The 25,289-nt window shown below is 60.5% G+C and carries 23 protein-coding genes and 1 riboswitch; of the genes, 7 read left to right on the top strand and 16 right to left on the bottom strand.

Annotated features, from left to right (window positions below; translation table 11 throughout):
* Nucleotides 1–51: 51 nt before the first annotated feature.
* From P353_RS12160 to P353_RS12115, 10 genes are all read right to left on the bottom strand, one after another.
* Nucleotides 52–1,059 (bottom strand): aminotransferase class I/II-fold pyridoxal phosphate-dependent enzyme, encoded by a 1,008-nt coding sequence (locus P353_RS12160; RefSeq protein WP_034369536.1) that lies wholly within the window; start codon nt 1,057–1,059, stop codon nt 52–54.
* Nucleotides 1,052–2,134, bottom strand: coding sequence for an adenosylcobinamide-phosphate synthase CbiB (gene cbiB, locus P353_RS12155; protein ID WP_034369534.1), 1,083 nt, complete (start codon nt 2,132–2,134; stop codon nt 1,052–1,054). Before cbiB ends, P353_RS12160 begins: the two co-directional genes overlap by 8 nt.
* On the bottom strand, nt 2,131–2,883 hold the full coding sequence (gene bluB / locus P353_RS12150; RefSeq protein WP_034369532.1) for a 5,6-dimethylbenzimidazole synthase: 753 nt from the start codon (nt 2,881–2,883) through the stop codon (nt 2,131–2,133). The genes cbiB and bluB overlap by 4 nt, the downstream gene beginning before the upstream one ends.
* A 36-nt stretch (nt 2,884–2,919) precedes the next feature.
* On the bottom strand, nt 2,920–3,489 hold the full coding sequence (gene cobO / locus P353_RS12145) for a cob(I)yrinic acid a,c-diamide adenosyltransferase (protein ID WP_034369530.1): 570 nt from the start codon (nt 3,487–3,489) through the stop codon (nt 2,920–2,922).
* Between the two features lie 60 nt (nt 3,490–3,549).
* Nucleotides 3,550–4,347, bottom strand: a complete 798-nt coding sequence (locus P353_RS12140; protein ID WP_034369527.1) for an ABC transporter ATP-binding protein — start codon at nt 4,345–4,347, stop codon at nt 3,550–3,552.
* Nucleotides 4,344–5,387 carry a FecCD family ABC transporter permease gene (locus P353_RS12135; protein ID WP_198529061.1) on the bottom strand — a complete coding sequence of 348 codons (1,044 nt, stop codon included), beginning with the start codon at nt 5,385–5,387 and terminating at the stop codon, nt 4,344–4,346. Before P353_RS12135 ends, P353_RS12140 begins: the two co-directional genes overlap by 4 nt.
* Nucleotides 5,384–6,295 carry an ABC transporter substrate-binding protein gene (locus tag P353_RS12130; protein WP_034369525.1) on the bottom strand — a complete coding sequence of 304 codons (912 nt, stop codon included), beginning with the start codon at nt 6,293–6,295 and terminating at the stop codon, nt 5,384–5,386. The genes P353_RS12135 and P353_RS12130 overlap by 4 nt, the downstream gene beginning before the upstream one ends.
* Nucleotides 6,292–6,873 carry a bifunctional adenosylcobinamide kinase/adenosylcobinamide-phosphate guanylyltransferase gene (locus tag P353_RS12125; RefSeq protein ID WP_034369523.1) on the bottom strand — a complete coding sequence of 194 codons (582 nt, stop codon included), beginning with the start codon at nt 6,871–6,873 and terminating at the stop codon, nt 6,292–6,294. The genes P353_RS12130 and P353_RS12125 overlap by 4 nt, the downstream gene beginning before the upstream one ends.
* 47 nt (nt 6,874–6,920) lie before the next feature.
* Nucleotides 6,921–8,288, bottom strand: coding sequence for a cobyrinate a,c-diamide synthase (locus P353_RS12120; protein ID WP_232776449.1), 1,368 nt, complete (start codon nt 8,286–8,288; stop codon nt 6,921–6,923).
* Nucleotides 8,289–8,363: 75 nt separating this feature from the next.
* The gene (locus tag P353_RS12115; protein WP_232776447.1) at nt 8,364–10,250 is read right to left on the bottom strand and encodes a TonB-dependent receptor; all 1,887 of its coding nucleotides are present in this window, start codon (nt 10,248–10,250) and stop codon (nt 8,364–8,366) included.
* Nucleotides 10,251–10,395: 145 nt separating this feature from the next.
* Nucleotides 10,396–10,637, bottom strand: a riboswitch (cobalamin riboswitch).
* Nucleotides 10,638–10,877: 240 nt separating this feature from the next.
* Here P353_RS12115 and P353_RS12110 point away from each other — a divergent pair.
* The 4 genes from P353_RS12110 to P353_RS12095 all read left to right on the top strand — a co-directional run bounded on the left by P353_RS12110 (nt 10,878) and on the right by P353_RS12095 (nt 13,532).
* A complete protein-coding gene (locus P353_RS12110; RefSeq protein WP_003063053.1) occupies nt 10,878–11,087 on the top strand; it encodes a hypothetical protein in 210 nt (69 codons plus the stop codon).
* Between the two features lie 40 nt (nt 11,088–11,127).
* Entirely contained in the window at nt 11,128–11,508 is a 381-nt protein-coding gene (locus P353_RS12105; RefSeq protein WP_034369518.1) for a cell division protein ZapA, read from the top strand.
* Nucleotides 11,509–11,919: 411 nt separating this feature from the next.
* Complete coding sequence (locus P353_RS12100; protein ID WP_232776445.1) at nt 11,920–12,321, top strand: thermonuclease family protein; 402 nt, start codon at nt 11,920–11,922, stop codon at nt 12,319–12,321.
* 314 nt (nt 12,322–12,635) lie between these two features.
* On the top strand, nt 12,636–13,532 hold the full coding sequence (locus P353_RS12095; RefSeq protein ID WP_034369966.1) for a PhzF family phenazine biosynthesis protein: 897 nt from the start codon (nt 12,636–12,638) through the stop codon (nt 13,530–13,532).
* Nucleotides 13,533–13,774: 242 nt separating this feature from the next.
* Here P353_RS12095 and P353_RS28090 read toward each other — a convergent pair whose 3' ends face one another.
* On the bottom strand, nt 13,775–13,993 hold the full coding sequence (locus tag P353_RS28090; protein ID WP_232776443.1) for a hypothetical protein: 219 nt from the start codon (nt 13,991–13,993) through the stop codon (nt 13,775–13,777).
* Nucleotides 13,994–14,009: 16 nt separating this feature from the next.
* Between P353_RS28090 and P353_RS12090 the strand changes: the two genes are divergently transcribed.
* The 3 genes from P353_RS12090 (at nt 14,010) to P353_RS12075 (ending at nt 17,234) form a co-directional block, all read left to right on the top strand.
* On the top strand, nt 14,010–14,465 hold the full coding sequence (locus P353_RS12090; RefSeq protein WP_232776441.1) for a LysR substrate-binding domain-containing protein: 456 nt from the start codon (nt 14,010–14,012) through the stop codon (nt 14,463–14,465).
* Between the two features lie 848 nt (nt 14,466–15,313).
* Entirely contained in the window at nt 15,314–15,703 is a 390-nt protein-coding gene (locus P353_RS29205; protein ID WP_034369512.1) for a hypothetical protein, read from the top strand.
* A 610-nt stretch (nt 15,704–16,313) separates the two neighbouring features.
* The gene (locus P353_RS12075) at nt 16,314–17,234 is read left to right on the top strand and encodes a GGDEF domain-containing protein (protein ID WP_034369965.1); all 921 of its coding nucleotides are present in this window, start codon (nt 16,314–16,316) and stop codon (nt 17,232–17,234) included.
* 565 nt (nt 17,235–17,799) lie between these two features.
* Here the strand turns inward: P353_RS12075 and P353_RS12065 are convergent.
* From P353_RS12065 to hemN, 5 genes are all read right to left on the bottom strand, one after another.
* Nucleotides 17,800–19,050, bottom strand: coding sequence for a helix-turn-helix transcriptional regulator (locus P353_RS12065; protein WP_034369505.1), 1,251 nt, complete (start codon nt 19,048–19,050; stop codon nt 17,800–17,802).
* A gap of 182 nt (nt 19,051–19,232) precedes the next feature.
* A complete protein-coding gene (locus P353_RS12060; RefSeq protein ID WP_230847651.1) occupies nt 19,233–21,677 on the bottom strand; it encodes a bifunctional diguanylate cyclase/phosphodiesterase in 2,445 nt (814 codons plus the stop codon).
* A 41-nt stretch (nt 21,678–21,718) separates the two neighbouring features.
* Nucleotides 21,719–22,963: an HD-GYP domain-containing protein gene (locus P353_RS12055; protein WP_232776439.1), complete on the bottom strand. Its 1,245-nt coding sequence runs from the start codon at nt 22,961–22,963 to the stop codon at nt 21,719–21,721.
* A 110-nt stretch (nt 22,964–23,073) separates the two neighbouring features.
* Nucleotides 23,074–23,787 (bottom strand): sulfite exporter TauE/SafE family protein, encoded by a 714-nt coding sequence (locus P353_RS12050; RefSeq protein WP_034369498.1) that lies wholly within the window; start codon nt 23,785–23,787, stop codon nt 23,074–23,076.
* Between the two features lie 3 nt (nt 23,788–23,790).
* Entirely contained in the window at nt 23,791–25,173 is a 1,383-nt protein-coding gene (hemN, locus tag P353_RS12045) for an oxygen-independent coproporphyrinogen III oxidase (RefSeq protein WP_034369497.1), read from the bottom strand.
* Nucleotides 25,174–25,289: the final 116 nt, after the last annotated feature.

Below are 25,289 nucleotides of genomic sequence, written 5' to 3'. Positions count from 1 at the left end.
TGTCCATGAGAAATAGTAGCGCCTTGCGCCCATCAGGTCTGATGGGCAGGGTCATTGAATGCTTTTCCAGGCCTGCTCCAGCGCGGCTTGCGACACGGGCGGCAGCACGCCCAGCCGCACATGACCGCCCAGACCAAAGCTTGCGCAGTCGCGCAGCTTGATTCCCTGGGCACGCAAGCCGGCCAGATGCGTTTCAAGCTCTGCCAGCGGCAGACCTGCGACAAAGTAATTGGCCTGATGACCGGGCACGACCTGCCAGCCCAGCCTCTCGCACAACGCCAACTGCTGCGCCTTCCAGCGGCGCAAGGTCATCAAGCTGTGGCCCAGCCATTGCTGCACCTCGTCCGTCACCCAGGCCTGCAGCATGGCCACACCATGCGAGCCCACCACCCAGGATGCCGCCAGCGCGTTCAGCGCCTGCAGCTCTGCGGCCGCGGCATGCAGGGGGGCAATAGCATAGGCAGCGCGCACGCCCGTCATGCCCAGGGCCTTGTTGGGCGTCCACAGCTGCCAGACATCGTCGAGATCGCGCTCGGGTGGCTCGCCCTCCAGCCATAACGGGCGATAGGCGCAATCCAGCACGCGCCATTCCTTCTGCGCCGGCGGCTGCTGCCAGGCGTCCCAGATGTCTTCCATTGCCCCCAGCGGGCTTGAAGGCTCGCAGGCCCAGCTGAGCACTGGCGCCACGGCAGCTTCTGTGCGACGGCACAGCGCCAGCCGCCAGACCCGCGCGGCCTGCAGATAGTCGCCATAGTGGTGCTGGGGAAACTGCACGCTTTTGGCACCGCTGCGCACGGCGTGCAGCGTGAGGCGATGAATCAGCTCGCTGCTGCTGGCGCCAATCAGGATGCGCTCGACCGCCACGCCATGAAAGGCCGCCAGCTGCGCGCGCAATGCCCTGTATTGTGGATCGGGGTATTGCGCGACATGGGCGGCCTGCAGCGCTCTCACGGCCATGGGACAAGGCCCGCAGGCATTGCGATTGGTCGAAAAATCATGCGCCGGAACGCCCAGCGCATCGGTACCGCCATGTATGGCTGCCGCATTCGCATCAAACATTGGCAAGCAGCCTTCCTCTCCACAGAACAATCAAAATCATAGCGGCCAACGCAAGCAGGACATGCGCCACGATCACTTTTGATGCCAATTTTACAGACATCTTCAGATCAGCCGCCTGCGGCGCCCGTCCCTGCGGGTTGAGTCGATAAACACCGGGCTTGGAAAGCCGAACCCCCAGTGCCTGCGCCATGGCCCCCATGGGCCAGCCGCCATTGGGCGATGGCGTCACGGCTGCATCGCGCCTCAAACCGGTCCAGGACAGGCCGCCGGCCAGCAGCGCCAGCCACATTGCGGTGATGCGCGCCGGAATCAAGTTCAGCACATCGTCGGCGCGGGCCGCCCATTTGCCCGCCCATTGCCAGTGGCGGCGCCTGTCGCCCTGGCCACGCCAGCCAGGGTAGCCCCACATGGCATCGGCCGTATTAGCAAGGCGATAGACGGCCGCCCCGGGCAAGCCGGCCACGGCAAACCAGAACAATGCAGCGATCACGGAGTCGCTGAGGTTCTCGGCCAGTGTCTCGATGGCGCTTTCGCGCACGGTGGCCGCGTCCAGTTGCGCGGTGTCGCGGCTCACCAGCCAGCTCAGGCGCTCCCGCCCTGCGGCCAGCGATTGCTGCAGCGCGGCCTCCACAGCCAGCACCTCGTCCTGGAGCATGCGCCAGGACAACAACGGCTTGAGCAGCACCCCCATCACCAGCCCCCAGAGCCACCAGGGAGCAAAACCCAGCATGAACTGGGCCAGGCCATAAACCATAAAGAACACAGCGGCCAGCGCACACCAGACAAGTGCGGCAAGACAAAAACGCAGATAGTCGTGCTGCACCTCGACGCGCGGCGCAAGCAACTGCCCTGACCAGCCCAGCAATTTGCCCATCAGCACCACCGGGTGCAGCCACACCGGCGGCTCTCCCCAAAGCCGGTCCAGCAGCAAGGCCACCAGCACGGCCAGCAAGCCAGCCTGCACATTGGCAGCCCAGTTGGGCGCCGCCAGATCACTGGCGGTGAATGTCTGATAGAGCCATGCCAGCGGACTGAGAGAAAGACCGATCAGCTCAGTCCAGCCAAAACTCGTCATGTGTCTGTTTCGCTCTTCGCTGCACGTGGTTCGCTGCCTTGCTTGCCCTTGGTCGCCGCAGCCACCACACGCGAATCGTCCCAGACATCGTCCATCAGCATGTCTTCCAGCGGTGCCCGGCAGGCCCATTTTTCCTGCTGCAACATGGGCTCGGCATAGTAGGCATCGACAGGGCCCAGGCAGAGCACGCCCAGCGGGTGGGCACCTTCGGGCATCTGCAGCAATCTGGCCAGCGCTAGCGGATCGAAAATCGAGACCCAGCCCATGCCTAACCCTTCGGCACGCGCGGCCAGCCAGAGGTTCTGGATGGCACAGGCGCTGCTGGCGATGTCCATCTCGGGCAGGGTGCGGCGGCCGAAGATATGGGCCTCGCGCCCCGGCGGCATGGCCACGACCAGCACCTCGGCCGCATCGAGCACGCCCTGGACCTTGAGCTTCATGAAGTCCTCTTCACGCTCGCCCAAGGCCTGGGCGGTGCGCACGCGCTCTTCCTCGATCAGGCCGTGGATCTGCTGGCGCAGTTGCAGGCTCTTGACGCGAATAAAGCGCCAGGGCTGCATAAAGCCCACGCTGGGCGCGTGATGCGCGGCGCGCAACAGACGCAGCAAGACCTCGTCGGCCACCTTCCCGCCCGCAAAATGGCGCATGTCGCGGCGCTCATAGATGGCGCGGTAGACGGCAGCGCGCTCGGCCTCGGTGAAAGGCGTTGCGGCTATCGTTGCGAAGGAGCTGGTCTTGGATTCGGTCATGGAACTATTGTCGCGCCACAGACGTGGCAAAAGCCATCAGTCTTCGATACCTCTTTGAGCGGGAATACCCGCCTGGAAAGCATGTTTGATCAGCGTCATCTCGGTCACGGTGTCGGCGATGTCGATGATCTCCTGCGGGCAGCGTCGGCCTGTGAGGCAGACATGCACATCCTTGGGACGGGCCTTGAGCGTGTCCAACACCTCCTGCAACGGCAGCCAGCCATAGATCAGCGGATAGGTGATCTCGTCGAGCACCACTAGGAACAGCTGGCCCGAAAGAATATCGCCCTTGGCCTTTTCCCAGCCGTCACGCGCCAGTTGGGCGGAGTGATCGAGGTCCTTGCTCTTCCAGCTAAAGCCATCGCCAAGCCCTTCGATGGGCAGTCCGACCTGCTCGGCCAGGCGGTGCTCGCCAAAGCGGGCCGTAGGCACCTTCATGAACTGATAGACCTTGACGGCCTTGCCCCGTCCCGTGGCGCGAAAGGCCAGACCAAAGGCGGCCGTACTCTTGCCCTTGCCATTGCCGGTGTTGACGATGATCAGGCCGCGGCGCTCGCCCTCGGGCTTTTCGTAAGGCTTCTCGGTGGGAGGAGTTTCAATATTCATAGCTACTCTCGCTTGTCTATCAGGGGCTAAAGGGCAAAAAATCAAGAATTGCGACCGAGCTCAGCTCAGGCGCGGCAGGGCCAGCCACAGGCCATCGAGTTCGCGCACCTGTATGCGCCGGTCAAACACGGCCTCCAGCGCGGCATGGGTGGCGGGATCGCCGCAAGCGCCCTGGTGCGTGATACGGCCGGCCTGCATGACGACCATTTCGTCAGCCAACAGGGCGAAGGACAACTCGTGCAGCACGCTGACCAGGGTCACGCCTTGCTGCACCAGACTGCGGGCCGTGAGCATCCAGTCGGTCTGGTGCGGCGGGTCAAGATTGGCCAGTGGCTCGTCCATCAGCAGGGTCCGGGCCTGCACGGCCAGGGCCCGCGCCAGTAGCACGCGCTGGCGCTCACCGCCCGATAGCTGGCCTATGCTGCGCTGGCGCCAGTCCCAGGCATGGGTCTGGCGCAGCGCCTGCTCCACGGCCTGCCGGTCGGCACCCGAGGCCGGTGCCAGCCAGCCCTGGTGTGGCAAGCGCCCCAGCATGACCAGGTCATACACGGCCATATCGGCCGCCACAGGCTGATTCTGGCCCAGCCAGGCCAGCTCTTTGGCACGCTCTCTGCCATTCCAGTCCCCGAGCTTGCGGCCCTGCAAAAACACGGCGCCGCTTTGCCGCTGGTTGGCCGCACGCATGCCCGCCATGGCGCGCAACAGCGTGGACTTACCCGCACCATTGGGGCCGACTATGGCCGTCCAACGGCCCTCAGGAATGCGTAGGCTGATCTGGCGCAGCACCTCGCGCTCGCCCAGATGCACGCTCAGGGCCTCGGTCGCCAGGGCACTACCAGTCTCGATCTTGCTGCTCATGCGCCCTCGCCTGACGGCATGGCGCCGCGTTGGTGCATCAGCCACAGCAGATAGCTGCCGCCGAGCACGGCGGTGAGCACGCCCACAGGCAGCTCCTGGGGGGCAATCAGCCAGCGCGCCAGCAAGTCGGCCGCCAGCAGCAGCACCGCCCCCATGAGGCTGCTGAGCACCAGCAGCCAGCGGTGCAGCGCGCGCACCATGGAGCGCACCAGATGGGGCGCAGCCAGGCCTACAAAAGCGATCAGACCGGTTTGCGCCACGGCCGTACCCGTGGCCAGCGCCAACAGCACGATCAGCAGCAGACGCAGCGGCGCCAGCGGTAGACCCAGGCTATGGGCCGTGGCCTCGCCCAGCGCGAGTCCGTCGAGCACGCGGCTCAGGCAGCAGGCCAGCACCAGCGCAGGCAGCAGCACCCAGATCATGAGTGCGCAGGCATTCCAGCCCGCAAACGCCGTGCTGCCCAGCATGAAAGACTGCATGGCCTGCATGATGTCGGGGTTCATCAAGAGCACCAGCGATGCGGCGGCGCCGAGCACCACGCCCACCACCACGCCGGCCAGCAGCAGACGCATGGTGTTCTGCACGCCCTTTGCCAGCACCAGGGTCAGCACCACGGCAAGCACCGCACCGGCAAAAGCCGCCCCCGTCACGCCCCAGCGGGCCAGGCCGACCAGCGCGAATGGAGAGACACCCAGGGCGGCCATGGCCAGCGCCACCCCCAGCGATGCCCCCGAGGCACTGCCCAGCAGATAAGGATCGGCGAGCGGGTTGCGAAACACGCCCTGCGCCACCGCCCCGGCCAGGCCCAGCAACCCTCCGGCCAGCAAGGCCGCCGCCGTGCGCGGCAGGCGAATATCCACCACGATCTGCCAGGCCAGCGGGTCATGCCGCGCCTGAAGCACGCTCTCGAACCCGGTGCTGCCAATACCCGCGCCCAGCAATGCCAGCAAAGCCGCAGCCAGCGTCAGCCACAGCAGCAGCCAGGCAGCGGCCAGCCCGCGCTGCCCCCTGCGATGATGACTGGAGATGCAGACCTTCATGGGCTCTTGCCCTGCCTCGCAGCCAGACGCTGCAGACACTGGGCAATGATTTGCGCCCCCTCGGCCATGCGTGGGCCTGGACGCACAAGAATGTCGGATTGCTCGGGCGTGAAGGCGCAGATCGCGCCCTGCTTCACCGCCCGCATCTGGGCCCAGCCCGGGTATTCCGGTACACCGGTTTTCCAGGCTCGCTCGCCGGCCATCAGAATGTCCGGGTCCAGCTTGACCACATATTCGGGGTTCAGGCGCGGAAACGGCCCTTGCCTGGCGTCGACCACGTTGCGCAGGTGCAGCCGCGTCAGTGTCTGGCCGATAAAGGATTTTTCACCGGCGGCATACGGACCGCGACTGGCTTCAAAGTACACACGCTGACCGCGCATGGCTTCGGGCACGCTGGCAGCGGCCTTGTTCAAGTCGGCTTCGATTCCTGCCCAGACGCGATCTGCGCCCTGTGTGGGCGGCAAGGCGAGCAGCTGACCTATTTTCTGCATCACGGTGCGCGCTTCCTCGTGGGTGCGCGGCTCCAGCGCCACCACCTTGAGGCCCAGCGCCTCCATGCGCGCAATGGCCCGTGATGCCATGGAAACCAGCACCAGATCGGGCTTTAGCGCCACGATAGCCTCGATATTCGGATCCAGCCCGCCACCCACCACGGGCAAGGTCTTCACATGGGCGGGCCAGTTGGAATAGCGATCCACCCCCACCAAACGCTCACAACCGCCCAGTGCGCACAGGCTCTCGGTCAGCGAAGGCAGCAGACTGACGATGCGCTGCGGCGGTTTTGCCAATTGCACCTGTGCGCCACGTGCATCGGTGATCTGCACGGACTGCGCTGCCACCGACAAAGCTCCAGCCAAGCCGCAAATAAGCAGCGCAGCAGCCGCAAGATGCTTTACGGCGGCCCTCATGGCTGCGGCCCTTTCAACGCCAGCGGCAAGCCGGCGCACATCAGCGTGACGCTTTCGCAATGCACTGCCGCCTGCTGATTGAGCAAGCCCAGTGCATCGACAAAGGCGCGCACTTCGCGCCCCATGGGGATGACACCGAGACCGATTTCGTTGCCGACCAAAATGACCGGACCGGACGCGGCATCCAGTGCTTTCAAAAAGAGAGCTAGCTGCGCTTGCCAGTCATGGGATTGAGGCTGATTTCCCTCTAAATCTTCAGCCTGCACCGGCATCAGCCAGTTCGTCAGCCACAAGGTCAGGCAATCAATCACCAGCAGGCGCTGCGGGCTGCTGTGCCGGGCCAGCACCTGAGCCAGCTCGCGCGGCTCCTCAATGGTCTGCATGCCGGGCACGCGCTCGGCGCGGTCGCGTTGGTGGCGCGCAATACGCTCGCTCATTTCCGCGTCCCAGGCCTGACCTGTTGCCACCAGCACAGCCTGATGCCCGGCATCCGCCTGCAGCCACTGGCGCGCCAGCAGCTCTGCACGACGGGATTTGCCGCTTTTTTGCCCGCCCAGTAGGAGCTGGGTACGCGGCATGACGAAGGAGACTGTGCTTGCAGGGCTCATGGTGATGGACTAAAGGCTCAGCCTTCGATTGTTGCGCCAAAAAGCGCCGCCACCGCCGATGGGCAGGACGGAAACCAGGCATGAAAGTAACTGGCCTGCACACTGCCATGCCGATACAGCGCCTCGCCACGGTCGGCCTGCACGGCCGCGCCGGGGCGGCTGCTGCGCGTGAGCACCGGCATGGCTGTCTCCAGTCGTGTGTAGTGAAAGGTATGGCCGCGCAACAAGCCCGCATCGAGTACCAGCTGCTGCATGCCCAGACCACCAAGCCGGCTTTGCATGATGACCTGACCGGGCAGCAGCCCCCACATGGACTGGGTGCTGCCGTCCAGGGCGGTCACGCCATCGCACAGCGCCAGCATGCCGCCGCACTCGGCCCAGACCGGCTTGCCCTGCGCCATATGCTGGGCAATGCCGTCGCGCAACTGCCGGTTCTCATGCAGCGCCCGGGCATGCAGTTCCGGATAGCCGCCGGGCAGCCAGATCGCATCGCAGGGCGGCAGCGCATCGCCAGCCAGCGGCGAGAAAAAGCACAGCTCTGCCCCCATGGCACGCAGACAGTCCAGATTGGCGGGATAAATAAAGGAAAACGCCGCATCGCGCGCAATGGCAATGCGACGTCCTTCCAGCCAGGGCTCCAGCCGAGCTTGATCGCGGGACATGTCGGGCGCGCCAAAGTCCACGCACCAGTCCTGCCAGCTAGGTTGGCCGTCGTCCGAACCCCAGGCCCTCTGCCCCAGCGGCGTCTGGGCCAGGGCATCGGCTGCGGCATCCAGACGCTGCAGCGCATCGCCAAGTTCATGGGCGGCAATCAGGCCCAGGTGGCGCTCCGGCAGCAACGCCGCAGACCTGGCCTTGACTGCCGCATCGCCCAGTTGCACCCCAGGCATGGCCCCCAGCCACAGCGACTGATCGCGCAGGCCTTGCCTGAGCAGATCGGCATGGTGAACCGTGGCGACTCGGTTGGCCAGCATGCCGGCCCAGCGCAGACCCTCACGGAAATGCTGCAAGCCATAGGCCAACGCCCCGAAAGTGCCCGCCATGGCCGAGGCATCGACCACGGCCAGCACGGGCAGACCCAGCAACTGCGCCAGGTCGCCAGCACTGAAATTGCCGTCGAACAGACCCATCACGCCTTCGACAAGAATCAGGTCCGCATCCTGGGCCGCCTCATGCAGGCGCTGGCGCACATCGGCCTCGCCCGTCATCCACAAGTCCACCGAATGCACGGGCGAACCACTGGCCAGTTCGTGCCAGTAGGGGTCCAGAAAATCCGGCCCACACTTGAATACGCGTACCTTGCGTCCCTGGCGCGCATGCAGCCGTGCCAAGGCTGCCGTCACGGTGGTCTTGCCCTGGCCAGAGGCCGGAGCACTGATAAGCATCGCGGGGCAGCGGACTGCATCCTGGGCTGGTTGCAAAGTCAGTACAGCCTCCATTTCACTCCCTCTGCTCACTGATCAGAAATGCTGACGCAGCGTCGCCATGACGGTGCGGCCTGCCTCGGGATAGATAGACGTGGTGACACCGCCCGCGCAGCCATAGGCCTGGGTGTAGAACTTTCGGTTCATCAGGTTGCCCACGGCCAGCGCAAATTCCGTGTCCCGCCACTGGTAGGCGTAGCGCATGTCTGCGTTCATATAACCGGGCATGCGACATTGGTTGGAAAAATCTGGCCGCTGCGACGAAACCCACTGAATCCCGCCACTCAGACGATGCGCGGCTGCTATCTGCCAGCCTGCGCGCAGCGATATCGTGCGGTTTGGCGACAGGGGGACCTGGCGACCGGCATAAGGCCCTTCACGGAAGGTGGAGCGGCGCAGTGCGACATTGGCGCTCAAGTCAAACGCTGCGCTCACCGCATAGCTGGCACTGACCTCCAGCCCCCGGCGGAGCGTGGGATCGAAGTTGATGTTCGAGCCAGGACCGAAAGGTCCCACGCCGTTGGGGTCATAACCGATCTCATTCGTCAGCGCGCTGCGATACAGGCGGACATCAGCCTTGGCTCTCTCGCCCGCCCAGCGCAGTCCCAGCTCGGTATCGCGCGAAGTTTGAGGACGCAGAGCCACCGTGGGGTTGGTAAAAGTGAACTCGTCTACATTGGCCAGACGGAAGCTACGACCCACGCGAGCATAGGCAGTCCAGACCATGCCCAGAGGTTGGCTGACGCCCAGCTCCCAAGCATTTTGGCGATCGGACAAACCATCGGTACTCGACGACGAGAGTTTTTCGATCCGTTCGGTGCGCAGACCAAAACTCAGGCGGGTGCGGCTCCCCGACAGCGTCAGATCATCCTTCAGGTAGAACGCATGCGTAGTAGCCTTTGACCGCGATCCAGAGTTTCCCAACACATCGCGCGTCCAACGGCTGTAATCGCTGCCAACGACAAACACATTGTCCAGACCCGCCAAACGCGCGGAGTGGCGGGCGCGCAGCGCATAGCTATCAGCCTCAATGTCATAGGCATAGGCCCCCCAGGACGCCACATAGCGCAGTTGCTTTTCGCGGTGGCCCATATCGGCAGCCAACTCCCACTCGCCCAGCGTGGCGCTGGCAAACACCGTGGTACGTTGGTTGTCGATGCGGCCATGGTCCGCAGGAGTGTTGGTCTGTCGCGGATTGGCCGCATACTGGGCCGCCGTCAGCGAGCCCGGCAAGCCAGTGTCCAGCGAATCCTCGGCATAGCGCACGCCTGCACGCAGCCAGTCGTTGGCCCATTGCCCCGTAGCCGATATGCCGTCGAAGTCAGACTTGAAATTGTCGCGATGGTTGTCGGCTTTGCGCTTGGTGCCAGACACATCCATCGAAAAGCCTCCGCCCACCAGCGTTGCACTGGCGCGCGCCTCTCGCAAGCCATAGTTGCCGACGCCCGCCTGCACCATGGCTGTGTTGCCACGATCCTTGCCCGCACCGGCCTTGGTCGTAATGACTATCGCGCCCCCCGTAGCGCCTTCGCCATAGAGCACCGCACCGCTGCCGCGCAGCACTTCTATGCGCTCCACACTCTCGATTGGAATCCCGGCCAAGCGTGTGCCGCCCAGGTCGGCCTCGCTGACTTTGATACCGTCAACGATCACCGCCTGATTACTATCGGCCGTAGTCCCAAAGCCGCGCAAATCCAAGGCATAGTCGCCGCCCCCATACATATCTTGTCGCCCGACCACTCCGAGCATGCGCATCAGCGCTTCATTGACAGTACTCACGCCTGCGGCCTGGATGTCCTGCGCCGTAATCACACTCACACCCAGAGGCAGGCTGGCAGCCGGTTCCGGAAAGCGCGTGGCAGTGACTATGGTTTCGGGCAGTGCGCTGGCACCGGTTTCCTGTCCCTGTGCGGTCGCAGGCAATACACCAGCGATGGCAAGGTTCAGCGCGCCCAAATATGCGCACGAGGGATATCTCTTCATAGGGGGAAACAAAAGCAAAAAACCCCGCCGACTTCCCCGTCGACCTATGGGCAATAACGGCTGAGCACCCCTATCGGAAAAAGACGCGCGCATCCACTGTGTTGGCCGGTATCCGGGCTAGGCGAATCATCCTTTTGCCGGCCTTCCCAGCGCGCAGCGCCAGTGACCATGGGGAAAAGGCGGAATGCCGCAGCATTCCATTCGCCGACCGTTGCGGGGGCAGCGCAGGTTCGGAGTGCCAGTGCATCTGGCCAGCCCCCTCCCTGCTTCCCGTTGAACTGAGACCACAGAAAAGCGGCCTCGAGCACCAACAGGCGCCCATTGTAATGAGCGCTACGCGGCACAAATCCTTCATTCGGAGTAACCGTGCGCGGTTCAGGTGACGATTTTTTACCTTAAACATGCGTTTGAGGCACACAGAACTTGCTCAGCACGCTACGATTTTGAGAGAAATATTGCAGTTTTACGATTGCGGCAGTCAAGCAGACTGTGCTCTGGCGCAAACTGCGAATTTGCCTGCACATTTATACTCACCCACGGACTGCAAGACCTACAATGGCAGAGTCTATGACCACCCAGCCCTCTCTTGATCTCATTGCCGAGCGCGTGGAGCGTCTGCTGGTGCGCCACGAGGAACTGCAGCGCACCAACACCCTGCTCACCGATCAGGTCATCGCTCTGACACAAGAGCGCGATTTGCTGCGTCTGCGCCTGCAGGCTGCACGTGCGCGTGTCGATGCACTGATTGAACGCCTGCCCGCCAACCAGGGAGAGTGACAGCCGTCACCCTCCATCACCAGACCCGCCACTGACGCCCATGAAGCAGATCGATGTGCAAATCATGCAGCAAAGCTATGTGCTGACCTGCCCCGATGGTCAAGAAGAACGTGTGCAGGAAGCCGTTCGCCGCGTGGACGAGGCCATGACCCGCATCCGCGACAGCGGCAAGGTCCGCTCACGCGAACGTGTGGCAGTGCTGGCAGCCCTCAATATGGCTTTCGATGTGCTCGACCGCGACGCCCAGCAGGCCCACATGGCCAACGCCCAGGCGGAAATGCAGGCACTTGTTCAGGAGCAGCTCGCGCGCCCCGAGGTCAATGAGGCCGCCCAGGCTGAGCTGCAGCGCCAGCAGGAGCTGGCCGAGCAACTGGTGCTCAAGCTCGATCAGGCACTGGATGCTGACGCCAGGCTGCTCTGATTAGGTAACCTCAGCAGCAAAGCAGTCATGACCTCCGCGCGACTGCCAATACCCGTTAGAATAAAACCGTCTGCAAATCTGCCGGTTTTTATATTTCCTTGAACCAATGCTCAACGAGCATGGGCTTGATAAATCACCTATTGAGCGTGATCGTCTCGCGTCAGATGAACCCAACGATAGGTTGCTCTTGCCCACCTGAACCCCCGGTTCAGGATGACGAGCCGGTGGCATTTGCAGACACCTTTACACACACAAGCTGTTGATTTTCTTGCTTTCCAGCCACGAAGATTGCCTGAAGAATCAAACAAAGCCGAGCAATCGCAGGCAATTGAAATCAACAACTTGTGCATCTATCTGGATTGATGATTGGCCCGCATTGCGGGCCTTTTTCTTGCCCAATAGACTGAAACCATGCTTGCAGCTACTGTCCTCTGCCTCGTCATCGGCATCTCAGACGGCCGCACCCTGAACGTGCGCTGCGGTGAGCCTGGCGCTTATGAGCAGGTCACGGTCAGGCTGCAGAGCATCGATGCACCCGAGCGCAAGCAGCCATTCGGCGAGAGCGCCCGACAAGCATTGGCTGAGCTGACATTTCTTAAGGAGGCCGAACTGCGCTGCACCAAGACAGATCGGTACCAACCGCAGGTCTGCTCTGGTTGGGTGACGCCTGCATCGGCACCCAGCGGGCCGCGCACACTCGATGCCGGCCTGGCCATGATCACCCAAGGCATGGCCGGTGGCACCGCACCTGTGGCCACGAACAGTCTCCCCCGGCGCGTGGACAGTATGAGTTTGCCGAGCAAGAAGCCATGACTCGCGAAGTCGGGCCGTGGCGTGATCCAGAGCCGGTTGCGCCTTGCAATCGGCATATTCATGCAGATCTCTGCAAACTCTAAGTCAGTAGTCGCCCTAGTGGAGTAGATCGAGATTTTCATGCCATTGCCCGCTGCGCCGGGCGGATTCAACCGACCGTTGCAACACAAAGCAGCCGTTCCGACGTGAAATCAACAGCACGCGTATGACATGATTCATCGCCACCCTCGTCGCAGGCATACCCTGCCCCGCGCGCAGCTCCTTGCAGGCTGTGCGCCTTCTTGTTTGCCGCTGTCCACCAACATCCCTCCGCCATGAGCACCGCCATCCCCCTTCAGCCCCGCCCTTTCATGACCGTGGATGTCTTCACGGCCGTGCCCTACCGCGGTAACCCCGTGACTGTGGTGCTCGACGGGCGCGGCCTTGACGATGCTCAGATGCAAAACTTTGCGCGCTGGACCAACCTGTCCGAGACTACCTTTGTCCTGCCCCCGACGGACGCGGGCCGTGCCCAGGGGGCCGACTACCGGGTGCGCATCTTCACCCCGGCCGCCGAAATGCCGTTTGCCGGATACCCGACGCTGGGCACCTGCCACGCTTGGCTAGCCCAGGGCGGGGTCCCCAAGCATCCAGAGCGCATCGTGCAAGAGTGCGCCAAGGGTCTGATCCCCATCCAGCGCTCGATCCACGGACTGGCATTCGCCACTCCGGACCACCAGGCCTTGCCCCTGCCCGACCATTTGCACCTGATCTACGAGGCTCTGGGCATAGGCGCAGCACAGGTGCAGGATGCGGCGTACCTGGACAATGGAGCACAGTGGCTGTGCCTGCTGCTGGACAACACGGACAGCGTTCTCGGCCTGGTGCCCGACTTGGCACGCATCAAGGCTCTGGGCCACAAGGTGGGGGTGGCTGCTCTGTACCAGGCCGCCAATGGGATGCCACTGATCGGCGGCGCCTGTCAGGAGACACAGGCACAACTGGAAGTGCGCGCCTTTTCCACCACCGGTGTGGAAGACCCGGTTACCGGTAGCCTGAATGGCAGCCTGGCTCAGTGGCTAATCGCCCAGAAATATATGCAGGCGCCCTACGTGGCAAGCCAAGGAATCTGCGTGGGCCGCAGCGGCCGAGTGTCCGTGCAGCAGGATGCACAACAACTGTGGATTGGAGGCCACACAGTAGCCTGCATGCAAGGCACGGTCCAACTGTAAGAGCGCCCCTGATCCACGAGACGTGCGCCGACGATCAATGCAGCCAATTTCAGCAGCTCCTCGTGGACACCAATCGCGATTTGTACAAGCTGGCTGGCAGCTTGACCAAGCTTGAAGTGAGATGCTGTGTACAAGGTGACATGACAGACGCCGAACCGGTTTCTTAACGGCTCGGCCCATTGAGTCTGTCGCTGCTCGGTCGAGAAGACCGCAATAACGTTGTAACTGGGCCTGAAGTAGGCTCAGCTCGAAAGCACCGCACGAATCAATGCCTCTACGTGGATTTCAACGGTATCAAGGCAAGGAGCAGGGCTGTTGCAGCCACTAAGGATCAGCGGCAGTTCAGTGCGAGCGAGTGCTATACGGTCAATACCTTCACGTTGCTGCAAATCCTGAATGATGGCAACGAACTCCTGGTGAGTGTTCGCGTTGACCAGATCCACATCACGGTTGCTGGACATGGTTTAGCGTTATGAAGTGGATGCAGCACTGATTTCTAAGCCCTTCACGGCACCGGAACTGGCGACCCAGAAAGCATCCGATGAGGACCTGGTGCTCATCGCCGCACGCTCGGCTACCGGTGTGCTGGATTCGGAACAGTTGTCACGCTGCACAGTGATTGCATTCCCAGCAGGCTGTTCGTACCGTCGAATCCTGGAGGAATGGTTCGCCAGTATCGGAGCGGCCCCTCACCCCATTCTGGAGACGGCGTCCTACCACGCCATCGTGGCTTGCATTGCAGCCGGTACGGGAGTTGGCATCATGCCGCGCTCCATCTTGAGGGCAGTACATGCTGAACCACAGTTGCAAGTGCTTCCCCTGCCCAGACACTATGCAGACATGAGCACGCATCTGGTCTGGCTGCCACAGCAGGAGTCAGCCTCCACGGATGCGCTGAGGCAAATGCTGACCGCCGAGCCCCCAAAGAGTTGACTTAGGCTCCTTGAGCTTAAGCGGCCGCTTCTGGTCGTTTCCGACCGGACACCATGCCGCAGCCGCAACTGCCTGCTACGGGTCGCTCTCGTCTGCCCGATGAGCCACCGATCAAAATCGTCCACAAGCGCATCTGCCAAACCTTCCTGCAGCCCTGAAGTCCCACAACAACGCCTACCCAAGCTCATCAAAGTACCGCAGGAAGGGCTGAGGCAGGCCAACCACGTCAACTCCTTCGACAAGCCCAATGATTTCCTATTGAAATCGACGCCAACGCCACAGGCGTGATGATTGCGGTCGATGGCTGGGAAATGCCTTTGGTTGAAGGGTGCTGGACTTGCCCAGTCAATACTGGGCGATCGGAACCTCCTTGAGTGGCTGAGCGACAAGAGCGTGCAGTACCTAAAGGAAGATCCTTGGGGCGTCAGGGAAGAAATAGCGGCATTCGCGCAAGATGTGGTTCTTCCGGCTTAATCACGGCGCCAGCCAAGGCCTCCAGAAGTGTCATCCCCGCCTGCCCATAATGGCATGTTGCCTGGGCCTTGATACGCTCCACGCCCCCATTCATAGCGCATATCACTGCTTCCCATCGTCCGTTGGGCACCTTGCTCTTGCATGCGTCCGGCATCACGCCCCGGCATCATTGAGCAACCCGCCAGCGTACTGGCTACTGCTGCAATTAAAAGTAGCGCTTTCATGACAACTCCTTGAGAAGAAGGAGCCTTCAAGACTATTCCTGAGGAGTATGCCCTCTGTAAATTCTTGTTGAACGGCTACTTTGCTTACCTAATTCGTACAGCAGTCAGTATCCACGCGCTCTGTTTTTTGAAGCTTTGAAGCCATAAAGCTTGGATGCCTACCAGATGTCGGGGCTGATCGGCTCTTTCGCACAGGCTGATGAACCCTTTGTTCCAGTGAAGGCACCGCGCGACGAATTCGTGCGCCTAGGCTCGTATGCCGAGTGGCTGGACGAAAGGACCGTGCAGGGCCTCAAAACAAACCTTGACCCAGCTATTCACCTACATGTTCTGAGCGCCATAGAAGGCACCACCACCTCCGGTCCAAGGACCACCATTGTCGTCATGCATCCAGCGATCCCGGTCACCGCCCATATTCATGCCACCCATCGTCTGACTGGAACCCTCGGCAGGCATACACCCGGAACTATGCCCCGGCATCATCGATGCATTCTGGCAAGTGCCGCGATTAAAAGTAGCGCTTTCATAGCAGCTCCTTAAGAGCGTGGAACCCTGCAGACTAGTCTTGCCGCGCGCGCCGCATGCCAGCTCTTGTTGAACTTCCTGTTTGCCTACCCAAATCGCGCACCAGCCCGGCTCAAGCGGGCTTTTCTTGTTTCTGGAGCGCAATGTTCAAGAGCATGATCATTTACCGAAGTGCCGTAGGTCGGCATGTCGAGTTAATGGTGCCAGGAAACACCTCTACCGTTATAGCCCTCCAATGGGTCTGGGTCGCATTGCCGTATGCCCCGATAGCTATCAGTTCGGCCCGAGCTTTGTCAGGTCACTCATCGTAATTTTTCAGGGCCAGAATTCGGGCAAACTGTTATTTGTAACAACCAATCGCACTTTGCACTTTAGCGACCATTAACCGGCAATGGCTCACTCCCCTGAAAAAACACGCGCTCCACCGTTGTGGGGCCCTAAGTCTTCATCGCCTCTTGCCAATGAGACTCGGCATTTCGAACGCTGGCGTAAGCGCACTTGGCAGTTGCACGCTTCGGTCCTAGTGAGCCATCTATATGCATTCATGCTATTTCTCGGCCACTGCTGGGCAGGCTACGTACCGTTGCACGCAGTGCTGCTGTATGGACTCTGGATAGGCGCTGGGATGGCCTTTATCACCTGGGCCTACGCCAGTGGGTGGAGCCAGACTCAGAGTGACCCTGGCTTGTTCTTCTGGCACCAACTGGTCGCGGTTACAGGGGTGCTGGGCCTGCTTGTCGCAGCTCCTCAGGTTGCGTTCCAGGCGCTGGTTATGCTTCTGGTCTTCAGTACCGACGGCTTCCTTGCGCCGCGGCGTACCAGCTTCTGGATGACCTGGAGTTGCACGCTCATTGCAATTGCGCTGGCCGTTTACTGGGTAGGACCACAGATGCGCATGACCACCGATACCCTCATCGGACAATTCCTCACTGTCGGTGTCATGCTCGGAGCAGTCGTCCGATGCAGCGTGCTGGTCACCTACTTTCGCAGCATGCAATATCGACTCAGTGCGAGTAATGAAAAACTGGCCGTCGCGCTGAAGCAGATTGAAAACTTGGTGCGCAACGATGACTTGACGGGACTGGCAAACCGCCGAGGGGTCATGGATCGACTGCAACAATGTATCCATGCGGCTCAACGCAGAGACGCCCCGTTTTGCATCGCATTGCTTGACATTGACTTCTTCAAGCAGGTCAATGACCGCTACGGGCATGAAGGAGGAGATCAGGTGCTTCGTGCCTTTGGACAACTTCTGTCTTCGCAGATTCGTGCAACCGATTGCGCTGGTCGTTACGGCGGAGAAGAGTTTCTTCTGGTGCTCTGTGATACACAACTGGCCCAGGCAGGAGTGCTGCTCGAAAGAATTCGCGAAAGCACAGAAGCACTCCAGTGGGCACTGTTAGTGCACAAAGATCTGCGAGTGACATGCACGTTGGGCGCGACTCAGTATCGACTGGGAGAAACCGCAGAAGCCCTCATCTCGCGCGCTGATGCGGCCATGTATCGAGGCAAGGCCGCTGGACGCAATCGCGTGGTACTCGCCTAGTTCAATTTTTTGCTAGGCAAGATCCTTAGCCGTCAGATCATTTCATAGTGAATGGTCATTCCAGCCCACTGCCCACCGCTATCAAGCACTTTGCGCTTCTTGATGCGGTCATGAATGCCGAGAACCTGGATGATCGCAGCTTTGATACAGCTGGTGCCATTGCCAGGGGCGAGCACCGCCCTGCAGCAACCGTCGACAAATACCCCTGCATGCAGCCTACGCAGGCAACTCAGCCGACAGTGCTTGATGCTCTCGCCTCTGCAGCAATCGTGCTAAGCGACTAACTGAAAGACTGTGATCGGCATTCGACGGCTCCAGGCGTCGGCAGCGCACCTGCCTTCGCATTCAAAACTGATTTCAACCTTGCAGGCTGCGTCTCAGCCCTGATAGTGCCGACCTTTAAGGCATGACCCAGCCAATGAATGACGACTTCAAGCATCCTGACTGCGACTCCAACAACTACGAGGTAATGACAGATGCAAGCCCCATACTGGCAACAGCTTCCAACTGGGCACAAGAAACAGCCGGCAATGCAGGACTTTTTTGCCTGTTTTCCGTGCTGGAATCAATGGTTGCCCAGCCAGGCCACGCTGTTGAGAAAGAGTCGCACCAGTTCAGTCTGACGGCGAACCCCTGTCTTGGAGAAGATGGAGCGCAAATGGGCGCGGGCGGTATTGGGTTTGATACCCAGAGCCTCGGCCGCCTCCTCCAAAGACATGCCGTTGCTCAGGTGCGTGGCCACTGCTGTCTCTGCAGGAGTCAGATGGAAAAGCTGCTGCGTGAGCTTGACGGGCGGCTCTGCCTTGCCCGTCGTATCGCGCAGAAAAACCGCTACGCTGGGACGCTGCTTGCCTTCGGTCCATTCGTCGGGAGAGATGCTTTGCACCACCACTCCCCAGTTGAGTTGACCGGACTGGCGAGTGATGGACATGCCCTCGGTCATGGAGACGCTCTCCAGCTTGGGAGAAAGCAAGGCATCACGGATCAGACGCTGCAGCCGGCGATTATCATTGGCATAGACGGCCTCGAGCGCACCGTTGTTGACCCGTATTCCATCACCCACGTTCAAAATGGTGATGGCCGCTGGGTTGGCCTCTATCATTTTCCCCGTCTGATCGAGAATGACCACGCCCATCATCAGCTGCGCAGTGGCACGCCCGTATAGCGAAATGACCTGCCGGTCACGATGCAGATTCAGCTGCATGTTCAAAACCCGCTTGAGGTGCGGCACCAACATGCGCACCACGTCCAGATGTGTTGACTCGAATGCTCCCGCTGCCGCAGACCGCGTGATGCGCCAACCATAGGAGCAGCCGTTATCGGTCATGACATCCACGGCCAGAATGTGCTCGATGTCCACCCCCTTGCACCAGTCGGTGTAGTAGCGACAGGAATGCCATTCGGCCTCTGTCATCACATCCGACAGGGTGAGCACCTTGTCCTTGACGATACCGAGAAACGGACTCCATTGCGCATAAGGGTCGTAAGGAATGACTTCGGAGCGACCGCCCGTTGCTGAAATTACCCAGCCCACATTCTCACCATGAGGGTCTCGCACCACGAGCGAGGCGTAGTTGCCATTGGCGCTTGAGCGCAGCAGCTCCAGAAATACCTTCCAGTTCTGCGGGTCCATGGCTGACTCGTACAGCGCAGTAATCAGTTGACTCAAGGCTTCGGTACCGATGACCGAGGCCTGTTCCGGCGAAGAAGCAGCCTCAGGCTCCGCAGCATACGGAACGGGAAAGCCGGCGACGGTCTGAAGAGCATCCGAGCGATAGCTGTAGAAATCAAAAGTTGCGTAATCGCCTTTGGGCATTTGCTGTCTCAAAAAATCCGGCCCATCAAATACCGCACAGTTACTCAACTCTGCGCGCGCTCTTCATTGATGCACGCACCCGGAAGTCGGCCCAAGAAATGCCTTGATTTTGTTGAGTCCTCAGAAACTGCGCATCGTCAAATCAGACGATAGGAAACCTAGCAAAAAAGCATGCCCTCAGACTATTGCAGACCTGCAATATGAATACCGCTGACATCGTCATCCGGTGAATACGGCTGAACTCTCGGCTCCTGCTCGGATGCACCCTGCTCCAAACGCTTTCGGAATTGCTCCGCAGGCAAGGCTGGCGAGCACAGATAGCCCTGAAAGTAGTCGCCTTGTAACTGCTCGATTGCCTGGCATTGTTCCTGCGTTTCCACACCTTCTGCCACAAGTTCCACGCCCAATGCCTGCCCCATGCTGATGATGGCGCCCACAATGGCCTTGTCTCCCGCATCATGCGGCAGGCCGCGCACAAAACTCTGGTCGATCTTGATCTTGGAGATCGGCAGTTTTTTCAAATACGCCAAGCTCGAATAGCCGGTACCGAAATCGTCAATGACCAGACCCACACCCAGCTCTGCGATCTGGTGGACGCGCAAAGCCATTTCCTGCGCCTCCTGCAGCAAAATGCTCTCGGTCAGCTCCAGCTCCAGCCACTGTGCCGGCAAGCCGCTGGCTTCCAACACATATTTGAGGCGATCCACAAAGTCCGGCTGCCTGAACTCCAGCGCGGAGACATTCACCGATACCTTGACGGGCATGTCCATAGCCAGCCAGCGCGCCGCCTCTTGTACTGATTGCTCCAGCACCCAGGCATCCAGCGCAACCACGTAGCCGGACTCCTCCGCTAAGGGAATGAAGGCTGCAGGAGAGATCACCCCGAGTTCGGGGTCCGTCCATCGAAGCAAAGCCTCTGCCGCCACGATGCGACCCGAACGGATATGTACCTGTGGCTGAAAGTGCACGGCCATATGCCCTTTGTCCAGCGCCTGGCGCATGGCATGCTCCAGCTTCATGCGCGAGAGCAGACCCGCACTCATTTGCGGCTGATAGAAGCTGAAATTGCCGCGTCCACGCTCCTTGACGCGATACATGGCGATATCGGCCTGACGAATCAGCTCGTCCAGCGTCAAACCATCTGCCGGAAATTGCGCAGCCCCAATGCTGCACTGAACGGAAAAGCCCAGACCGTCAAGCATGAAGGGCTGGCGCATTTCGTCCAGAATACGGGCGGCCACGGCCGAAGCCCCTTCCCCCGTGCAATCATGCAGATAGAGAACAAATTCGTCCCCGCCCTGACGGCACAACACATCGGCAGGGCGCAGCAGTCCGCTCAGCCGCTGAGCAACCAGCTTGAGCACCCGGTCGCCGAAGTCATGGCCCAGTGAATCGTTGATGATCTTGAAACGGTCCAGATCCAGAAACAGAATGCTGAAGGGCTGCTGTGTGAAGCGCGCAGCAGTGATGGCGGCTTGCACGTGACGGCTCAAACTCAGGCGATTGGGCAGCCCTGTCAACGCATCACTGTAAGCCAGCTGCTCAATCTGCTTTTGCGCACTGCGCTGCATGGTCATGTCGCGCATAAAGCCAATGCTTTGTACCAGACGCCCATAGCCGTCACGCAATGCCACCCAGGACAGCCAGACCGCGCAGCGCTGACCGTCACTTTGCTTGAGCCAAAGATTGCCCTCCCAGAAGCTGCCCACATCCCAGCGCGCAGCGGCCAGCTCCAGCAGGTCGGACACAGCCCCCCCCTCAGACTCGAACAAAGTCCAGGCGGCGAGCCCCAGCACCGCCTTGCCATGCAGCAACTGCCCGCCAGCCGGGTTGACCTGAACGATGACACCATTGGCATCTGCAATGAAGATACCATCCAGGCTGGACTCGAACACTCTTGCAGCCAGACGCAGTTCGGTCGCCGAGCTGGACTCCACCGTGATATCTCGATAGGAGTAGATACGTCCTATCGCCACACCGCGACTGAGCTGAGGCACGGAGCGGCGCTCCAGAACCCTGCCACTGAGCAGTTGCAGCACCTCCGAGGTTTCAGGAGCCGACAGGTCCTGCGCATCCTGCAAAAGAGTGAACTGACTCTCGCTGCTGATGGTCTGTGCTTCCAGGTGGGTAAAGATGGCCGCATCATCTCGCTGCACGAGCAGTGGCTCGGGTAGTTGCCACAGCTCCGCGAAGCGGTGGTTGAATGCACGAATGCCGCCGCGCAGATCACAGACCAGCATGCCATCTGCAGCGGACTCAAGCGTCGCCCGCAACTCTGCAAGCAACATGTCCAGTTCGCTCTCGTGCCGCAACTGCTCGCTGCGGTCGAGCATGGTGAGCATCAACCAGCGTGGGTTCAGGGCGACGGAGCCCACCCCCATCTCAACAGCCGTCAATGAACCATTGGCTGTACAAATTTCCGTGAGAAATTTCGCCCCACCCACCCAGTTTGAGGCATCCTGCCAGAACGCTTTTTGCACCAGGGAGGCGCACAGCACATCAACATACTGCTCCTGCGCCTGCTCGGGCGTGTAGCCTGTGAGTTGCATACTGGCTGCATTGGCATGCACGACACGCAGTGTCTGTGCATCCAGCAGCCAGACCGCCTCCTGCAAACCATCGAGCATGGAGGCAAGCAGAGGGTCGATCAAAAAACTCTGCTGCAAAGTCACGCGATGTCTTTCTCGGCAGCAGGTGCTGCAGAACTATCAAAAAAGTAGCAAAGACGCCTTTGCGGCTGTAAAGCTTCTAACGCATTTCGAGAAAGCTGATTTCGCGTCAAACCTCGGCGAATACCCAAACCCACATATTCAAGCAAATCTACGAACCGCAGCTTCTGCGGCGCCTGCATGTCATAGGTCAGCACCTGCGGCTTGAGCGACTGGCTGGTGTTGACGGACACCACCACGCCCATCCGCCCATCACTTAGCTCCACCAAAGAGCCCGGCGGATAGACCCCCAATGTCTGCACGAATGCCTTGAGCACATCGGGCGCATATCGCTGGCGATACTGCCCGTACAGTGCAGCCATGGCTTCATGAGGCGTCATTTCGTTGCCTTGCAGTGGCAGATTGCACAAGCGCTCAAAATTATTGACCAGCGCCAGGATCTGTCCGGCAATGTCCATATCTGCGGCCAGCAAGCCGAGTGGAAAGCCTGACCCATCGGCCCATTCATGATGCTGGGCGATGGCCGTCGTGACGGAAGGAGGATAGCCCATGGATAGAGCCAACGCCACCGACTCTCCGACATGACGTGCATACACGGTCTCTCGCAGAGGCGTGCGGCCCGCACCTTGATTCAGTGCATTGGCCGATGCGGAAATCTCCAGCCCCGGCTTGCCGATGTCATGCAACAGGGCCGCCGTGCCCAGATCCTGCAATACGTCATTGCACAGACCCAGCGTCTTACCCAACAACAGGCTCAGTACGGAGACATTGACACCATGAACGCCAAAGGTGGCGCCCCCCGTATCCGCGAGCAGATGCAAACTCAGATCACGAGCCTGCGCCAGTTTGACGACTTGCTGCGCAACCAGCATATCCGTCGTTGTCCGCGCCTTCTCGGGGTTGACTGGCAACAAGGCCTGCACGTCATCAAATACGGAAACCGCGCCCAGAAACCTGGATTGCATGCCCAAAATACTGTTACGCCATGCATGCGCATCATTCTCGGGGGGGGAAGGTGCGAGTTGAGGGTCTGCAGCCGCAGACGCCGCTGCCTCTTCCAGATCGCTTCTCGATAGATCAACCTGAACTGCCTTGAGCTTCAGGGTCCTGAGTGTCTGCAACTGCTCGTCATTGACAATCTTGAAGCTGCTGACGGGAAACGGATGGCGCAACCAGCCAGTCTCCAGATGGACATACATACCGATACGCAGTTGTCCGATATCAATAGCAACGAAACGATTCACTTTGAGCGCTACACACAAGATAAGACATTATTCCGCAGTTCCATGACTGCTCAACCATGACTAGGGTCTGTTGGGATGCAAACAGCGTCAACAATCCCCTCTTGTGTGACTTATCGGCACCAAAGGCTGGGTTTGTAGACCAGGTCCATCCACAAAGCCCAACTCGCAACACCAATCAGCATCAGACCTGCGACTCTGGTGCCCCATCTGGCCCGCAATGCATTGACATGCGACTGTCCCAGCTGCCACAGCCAGGGTCCCGCCAACAGCCACAGTGCACCACCAACGGCAAAGGCTGCCATGGACAAAGCACCTTGCCAGGCGCCGCCACTCAAGGCCGCCACCAACACCGCCGAATACAGCAAACCACAAGGCATCAGTGCCCAGGCAAAGCCTGCTGCCAGACTGCCGCCCGGCGCGGTGACCCAGGGCTGAGCCCTGGCCCAGACGGAACGCCCCGCCCGCTCCAGCCAAGCTGGTTGCCGCGCCTGCACCACCATGGCCAGTCCCCAGGCCATTACCGCCACATGCATCAGCGTCCAAAGTCTCTGCAATGCCGTTGTCTGACTGGTCAGCCAGGCCAGACTTTCCATGGCCACGGCCGCGACCCCTCCCAGCAGGGCATAGGCAGCGATGCGACCCAGATGAAACAGGCTGGTACGCAGCCATTGGCGTTTTTGCAGGCCGTGCACGGCAACGGGCTGCCCGCCACCGACAGGCTTCGCTGCTGTGACCACACTGCAGGGGGCAGCGCACATTACAAGACAATGGGGCCCACCCACGAGCCCCATGATCAAAGCAGTCCAGACCAGCGAAAACAACATGCGCTAGATGATGCGCGAAAAGCGCGCGCGGTTTCGGTCGGCCTGCAAATATCGATCAAACAGCATGGCTACTCCGCGCACAAAAAACCAGCCCAGGCCCGTGACCTTGAAGCCCTCGTCGGATAGCTGAACCAGGCCATTGCGCTGCATTTCCGCCAGTGCGGCGAGCTCCGAAGCAAAGTACTCGCGGAAATTGATCAGCCAGGCCTGCTCCATCGGCTCATACAGGACGGAGCCCTGACACATGATGGACATGATGACGGCTCTGCGCACCAGATCGTCACGTGAAAGCGCCAGTCCACGCTGCACGGGCAGCATGCCGCCATCGACGGCATCGTAATACTCTTCAAGAGTCTTGACGTTCTGACTGTAGGTCGCGCCCACCTTGCCGATAGCCGATACGCCCAGTGCAATCAGATCGCAATCAGGCTGGGTGCTATAGCCCTGAAAGTTTCGATGCAAGCGCCCCTGGCGCTTGGCAATGGCCAGAGAGTCGTCAGGCAGTGCAAAGTGGTCCATGCCCACATAGACATAGCCGCCATTCATGAACGCATCGATGGCGCCGGAAAGCATGTTCAGCTTGTCCTGTCCCATGGGCAGGTCTGCCGACTCGATACGCCTTTGCGGCTTGAAGCGCTCGGGCAAATGCGCATAGGCATACAGTGCAATGCGATCGGGGCGCAGCTCATTGACCTGTGCCAGCGTGCGCGCAAAAGACTCGGGCGTCTGCCTGGGCAACCCGTAGATCAAGTCCACATTGATGGAGACAAAGCCCAGGCGGCGCGCCTCGGCCACCAACGCAAAGACTTGCTCGGCGGGCTGCTCGCGGTGCACCGCTTTCTGCACCGCGGGGTCAAAGTCCTGCACGCCAAAACTCAGTCGATTGAACCCCATGTCCTTGAGAGCTCTCAGCCGCTCGTTGCTGACGGTGCGCGGATCGACCTCGATGGAGTACTCCCCCGCGGGATCCAGCTTGAAATGCTCACGCATCAAGACCATCAGCTGCTGCAACTCGGCATCGCTGAAGAAGGTCGGTGTACCTCCGCCCAGATGCAGCTGGCTTACGAGCTGGCCTTTGCCGCAGTGCTCGGTATGCATGGCCAGCTCGCGGCTCAAGTAGTCCAGATACTCGGCAGCCTTTTCATGATGCTTGGTCACGATTTTGTTGCAGGCGCAGTAATAGCAAAGCGACTCACAGAACGGCACGTGCACGTAAACGGACAGGGGCAAAGCGCGCGAGCCAGAATGCGTCTTGCGCTGCTTGAGTGCCAGTATGTAGTCGTCTGCACCAAAAGCCTCAACAAAACGGTCGGCTGTTGGGAACGATGTGTAGCGTGGGCCGGGGATATCAAAGCGGCTCAGCAACTCAGGCGTGACTGCGGTCATAACTGGGAGTTAGGGTGCGCCCACACTCTGTATAGAGCATATTTCAATGGAAATCAGATCCTGAAAATCATGCCCCAAATAGGCAAAAGCGCATGTTTTTGAACGAATACGGTCAA

Origin of the sequence: Comamonas testosteroni, assembly GCF_000761245.1 — a bacterium.
Lineage (GTDB): Bacteria > Pseudomonadota > Gammaproteobacteria > Burkholderiales > Burkholderiaceae_C > Comamonas > Comamonas testosteroni_C.
The sequence above is the reverse complement of the archived record's forward strand: the minus strand, read 5'-3'. Positions and strand labels throughout refer to the sequence as shown.

Bases quoted from the DNA above. Each gene is read 5' to 3' on its own strand.
- P353_RS12110 (WP_003063053.1), top strand. From the start codon at position 10,878: ATGACCACCCAGCCCTCTCTTGATCTCATTGCCGAGCGCGTGGAGCGT.
- P353_RS12140 (WP_034369527.1), bottom strand. From the start codon at position 4,347: ATGAGCAGCAAGATCGAGACTGGTAGTGCCCTGGCGACCGAGGCCCTG.
- bluB (WP_034369532.1), bottom strand. From the start codon at position 2,883: ATGACCGAATCCAAGACCAGCTCCTTCGCAACGATAGCCGCAACGCCT.
- P353_RS12065 (WP_034369505.1), bottom strand. From the start codon at position 19,050: ATGCCCAAAGGCGATTACGCAACTTTTGATTTCTACAGCTATCGCTCG.
- hemN (WP_034369497.1), bottom strand. From the start codon at position 25,173: ATGACCGCAGTCACGCCTGAGTTGCTGAGCCGCTTTGATATCCCCGGC.
- P353_RS12100 (WP_232776445.1), top strand. From the start codon at position 11,920: ATGCTTGCAGCTACTGTCCTCTGCCTCGTCATCGGCATCTCAGACGGC.
- cbiB (WP_034369534.1), bottom strand. From the start codon at position 2,134: ATGACGAGTTTTGGCTGGACTGAGCTGATCGGTCTTTCTCTCAGTCCG.
- P353_RS12060 (WP_230847651.1), bottom strand. From the start codon at position 21,677: ATGCTCGATGGTTTGCAGGAGGCGGTCTGGCTGCTGGATGCACAGACA.
- P353_RS12050 (WP_034369498.1), bottom strand. From the start codon at position 23,787: ATGTTGTTTTCGCTGGTCTGGACTGCTTTGATCATGGGGCTCGTGGGT.
- P353_RS12120 (WP_232776449.1), bottom strand. From the start codon at position 8,288: ATGCTTATCAGTGCTCCGGCCTCTGGCCAGGGCAAGACCACCGTGACG.
- cobO (WP_034369530.1), bottom strand. From the start codon at position 3,489: ATGAATATTGAAACTCCTCCCACCGAGAAGCCTTACGAAAAGCCCGAG.
- P353_RS12135 (WP_198529061.1), bottom strand. From the start codon at position 5,387: ATGAAGGTCTGCATCTCCAGTCATCATCGCAGGGGGCAGCGCGGGCTG.
- P353_RS12160 (WP_034369536.1), bottom strand. From the start codon at position 1,059: ATGTTTGATGCGAATGCGGCAGCCATACATGGCGGTACCGATGCGCTG.
- P353_RS12075 (WP_034369965.1), top strand. From the start codon at position 16,314: ATGGCCTTTATCACCTGGGCCTACGCCAGTGGGTGGAGCCAGACTCAG.
- P353_RS12105 (WP_034369518.1), top strand. From the start codon at position 11,128: ATGAAGCAGATCGATGTGCAAATCATGCAGCAAAGCTATGTGCTGACC.
- P353_RS12125 (WP_034369523.1), bottom strand. From the start codon at position 6,873: ATGCCGCGTACCCAGCTCCTACTGGGCGGGCAAAAAAGCGGCAAATCC.
- P353_RS28090 (WP_232776443.1), bottom strand. From the start codon at position 13,993: ATGTCCAGCAACCGTGATGTGGATCTGGTCAACGCGAACACTCACCAG.
- P353_RS12130 (WP_034369525.1), bottom strand. From the start codon at position 6,295: ATGAGGGCCGCCGTAAAGCATCTTGCGGCTGCTGCGCTGCTTATTTGC.
- P353_RS12095 (WP_034369966.1), top strand. From the start codon at position 12,636: ATGAGCACCGCCATCCCCCTTCAGCCCCGCCCTTTCATGACCGTGGAT.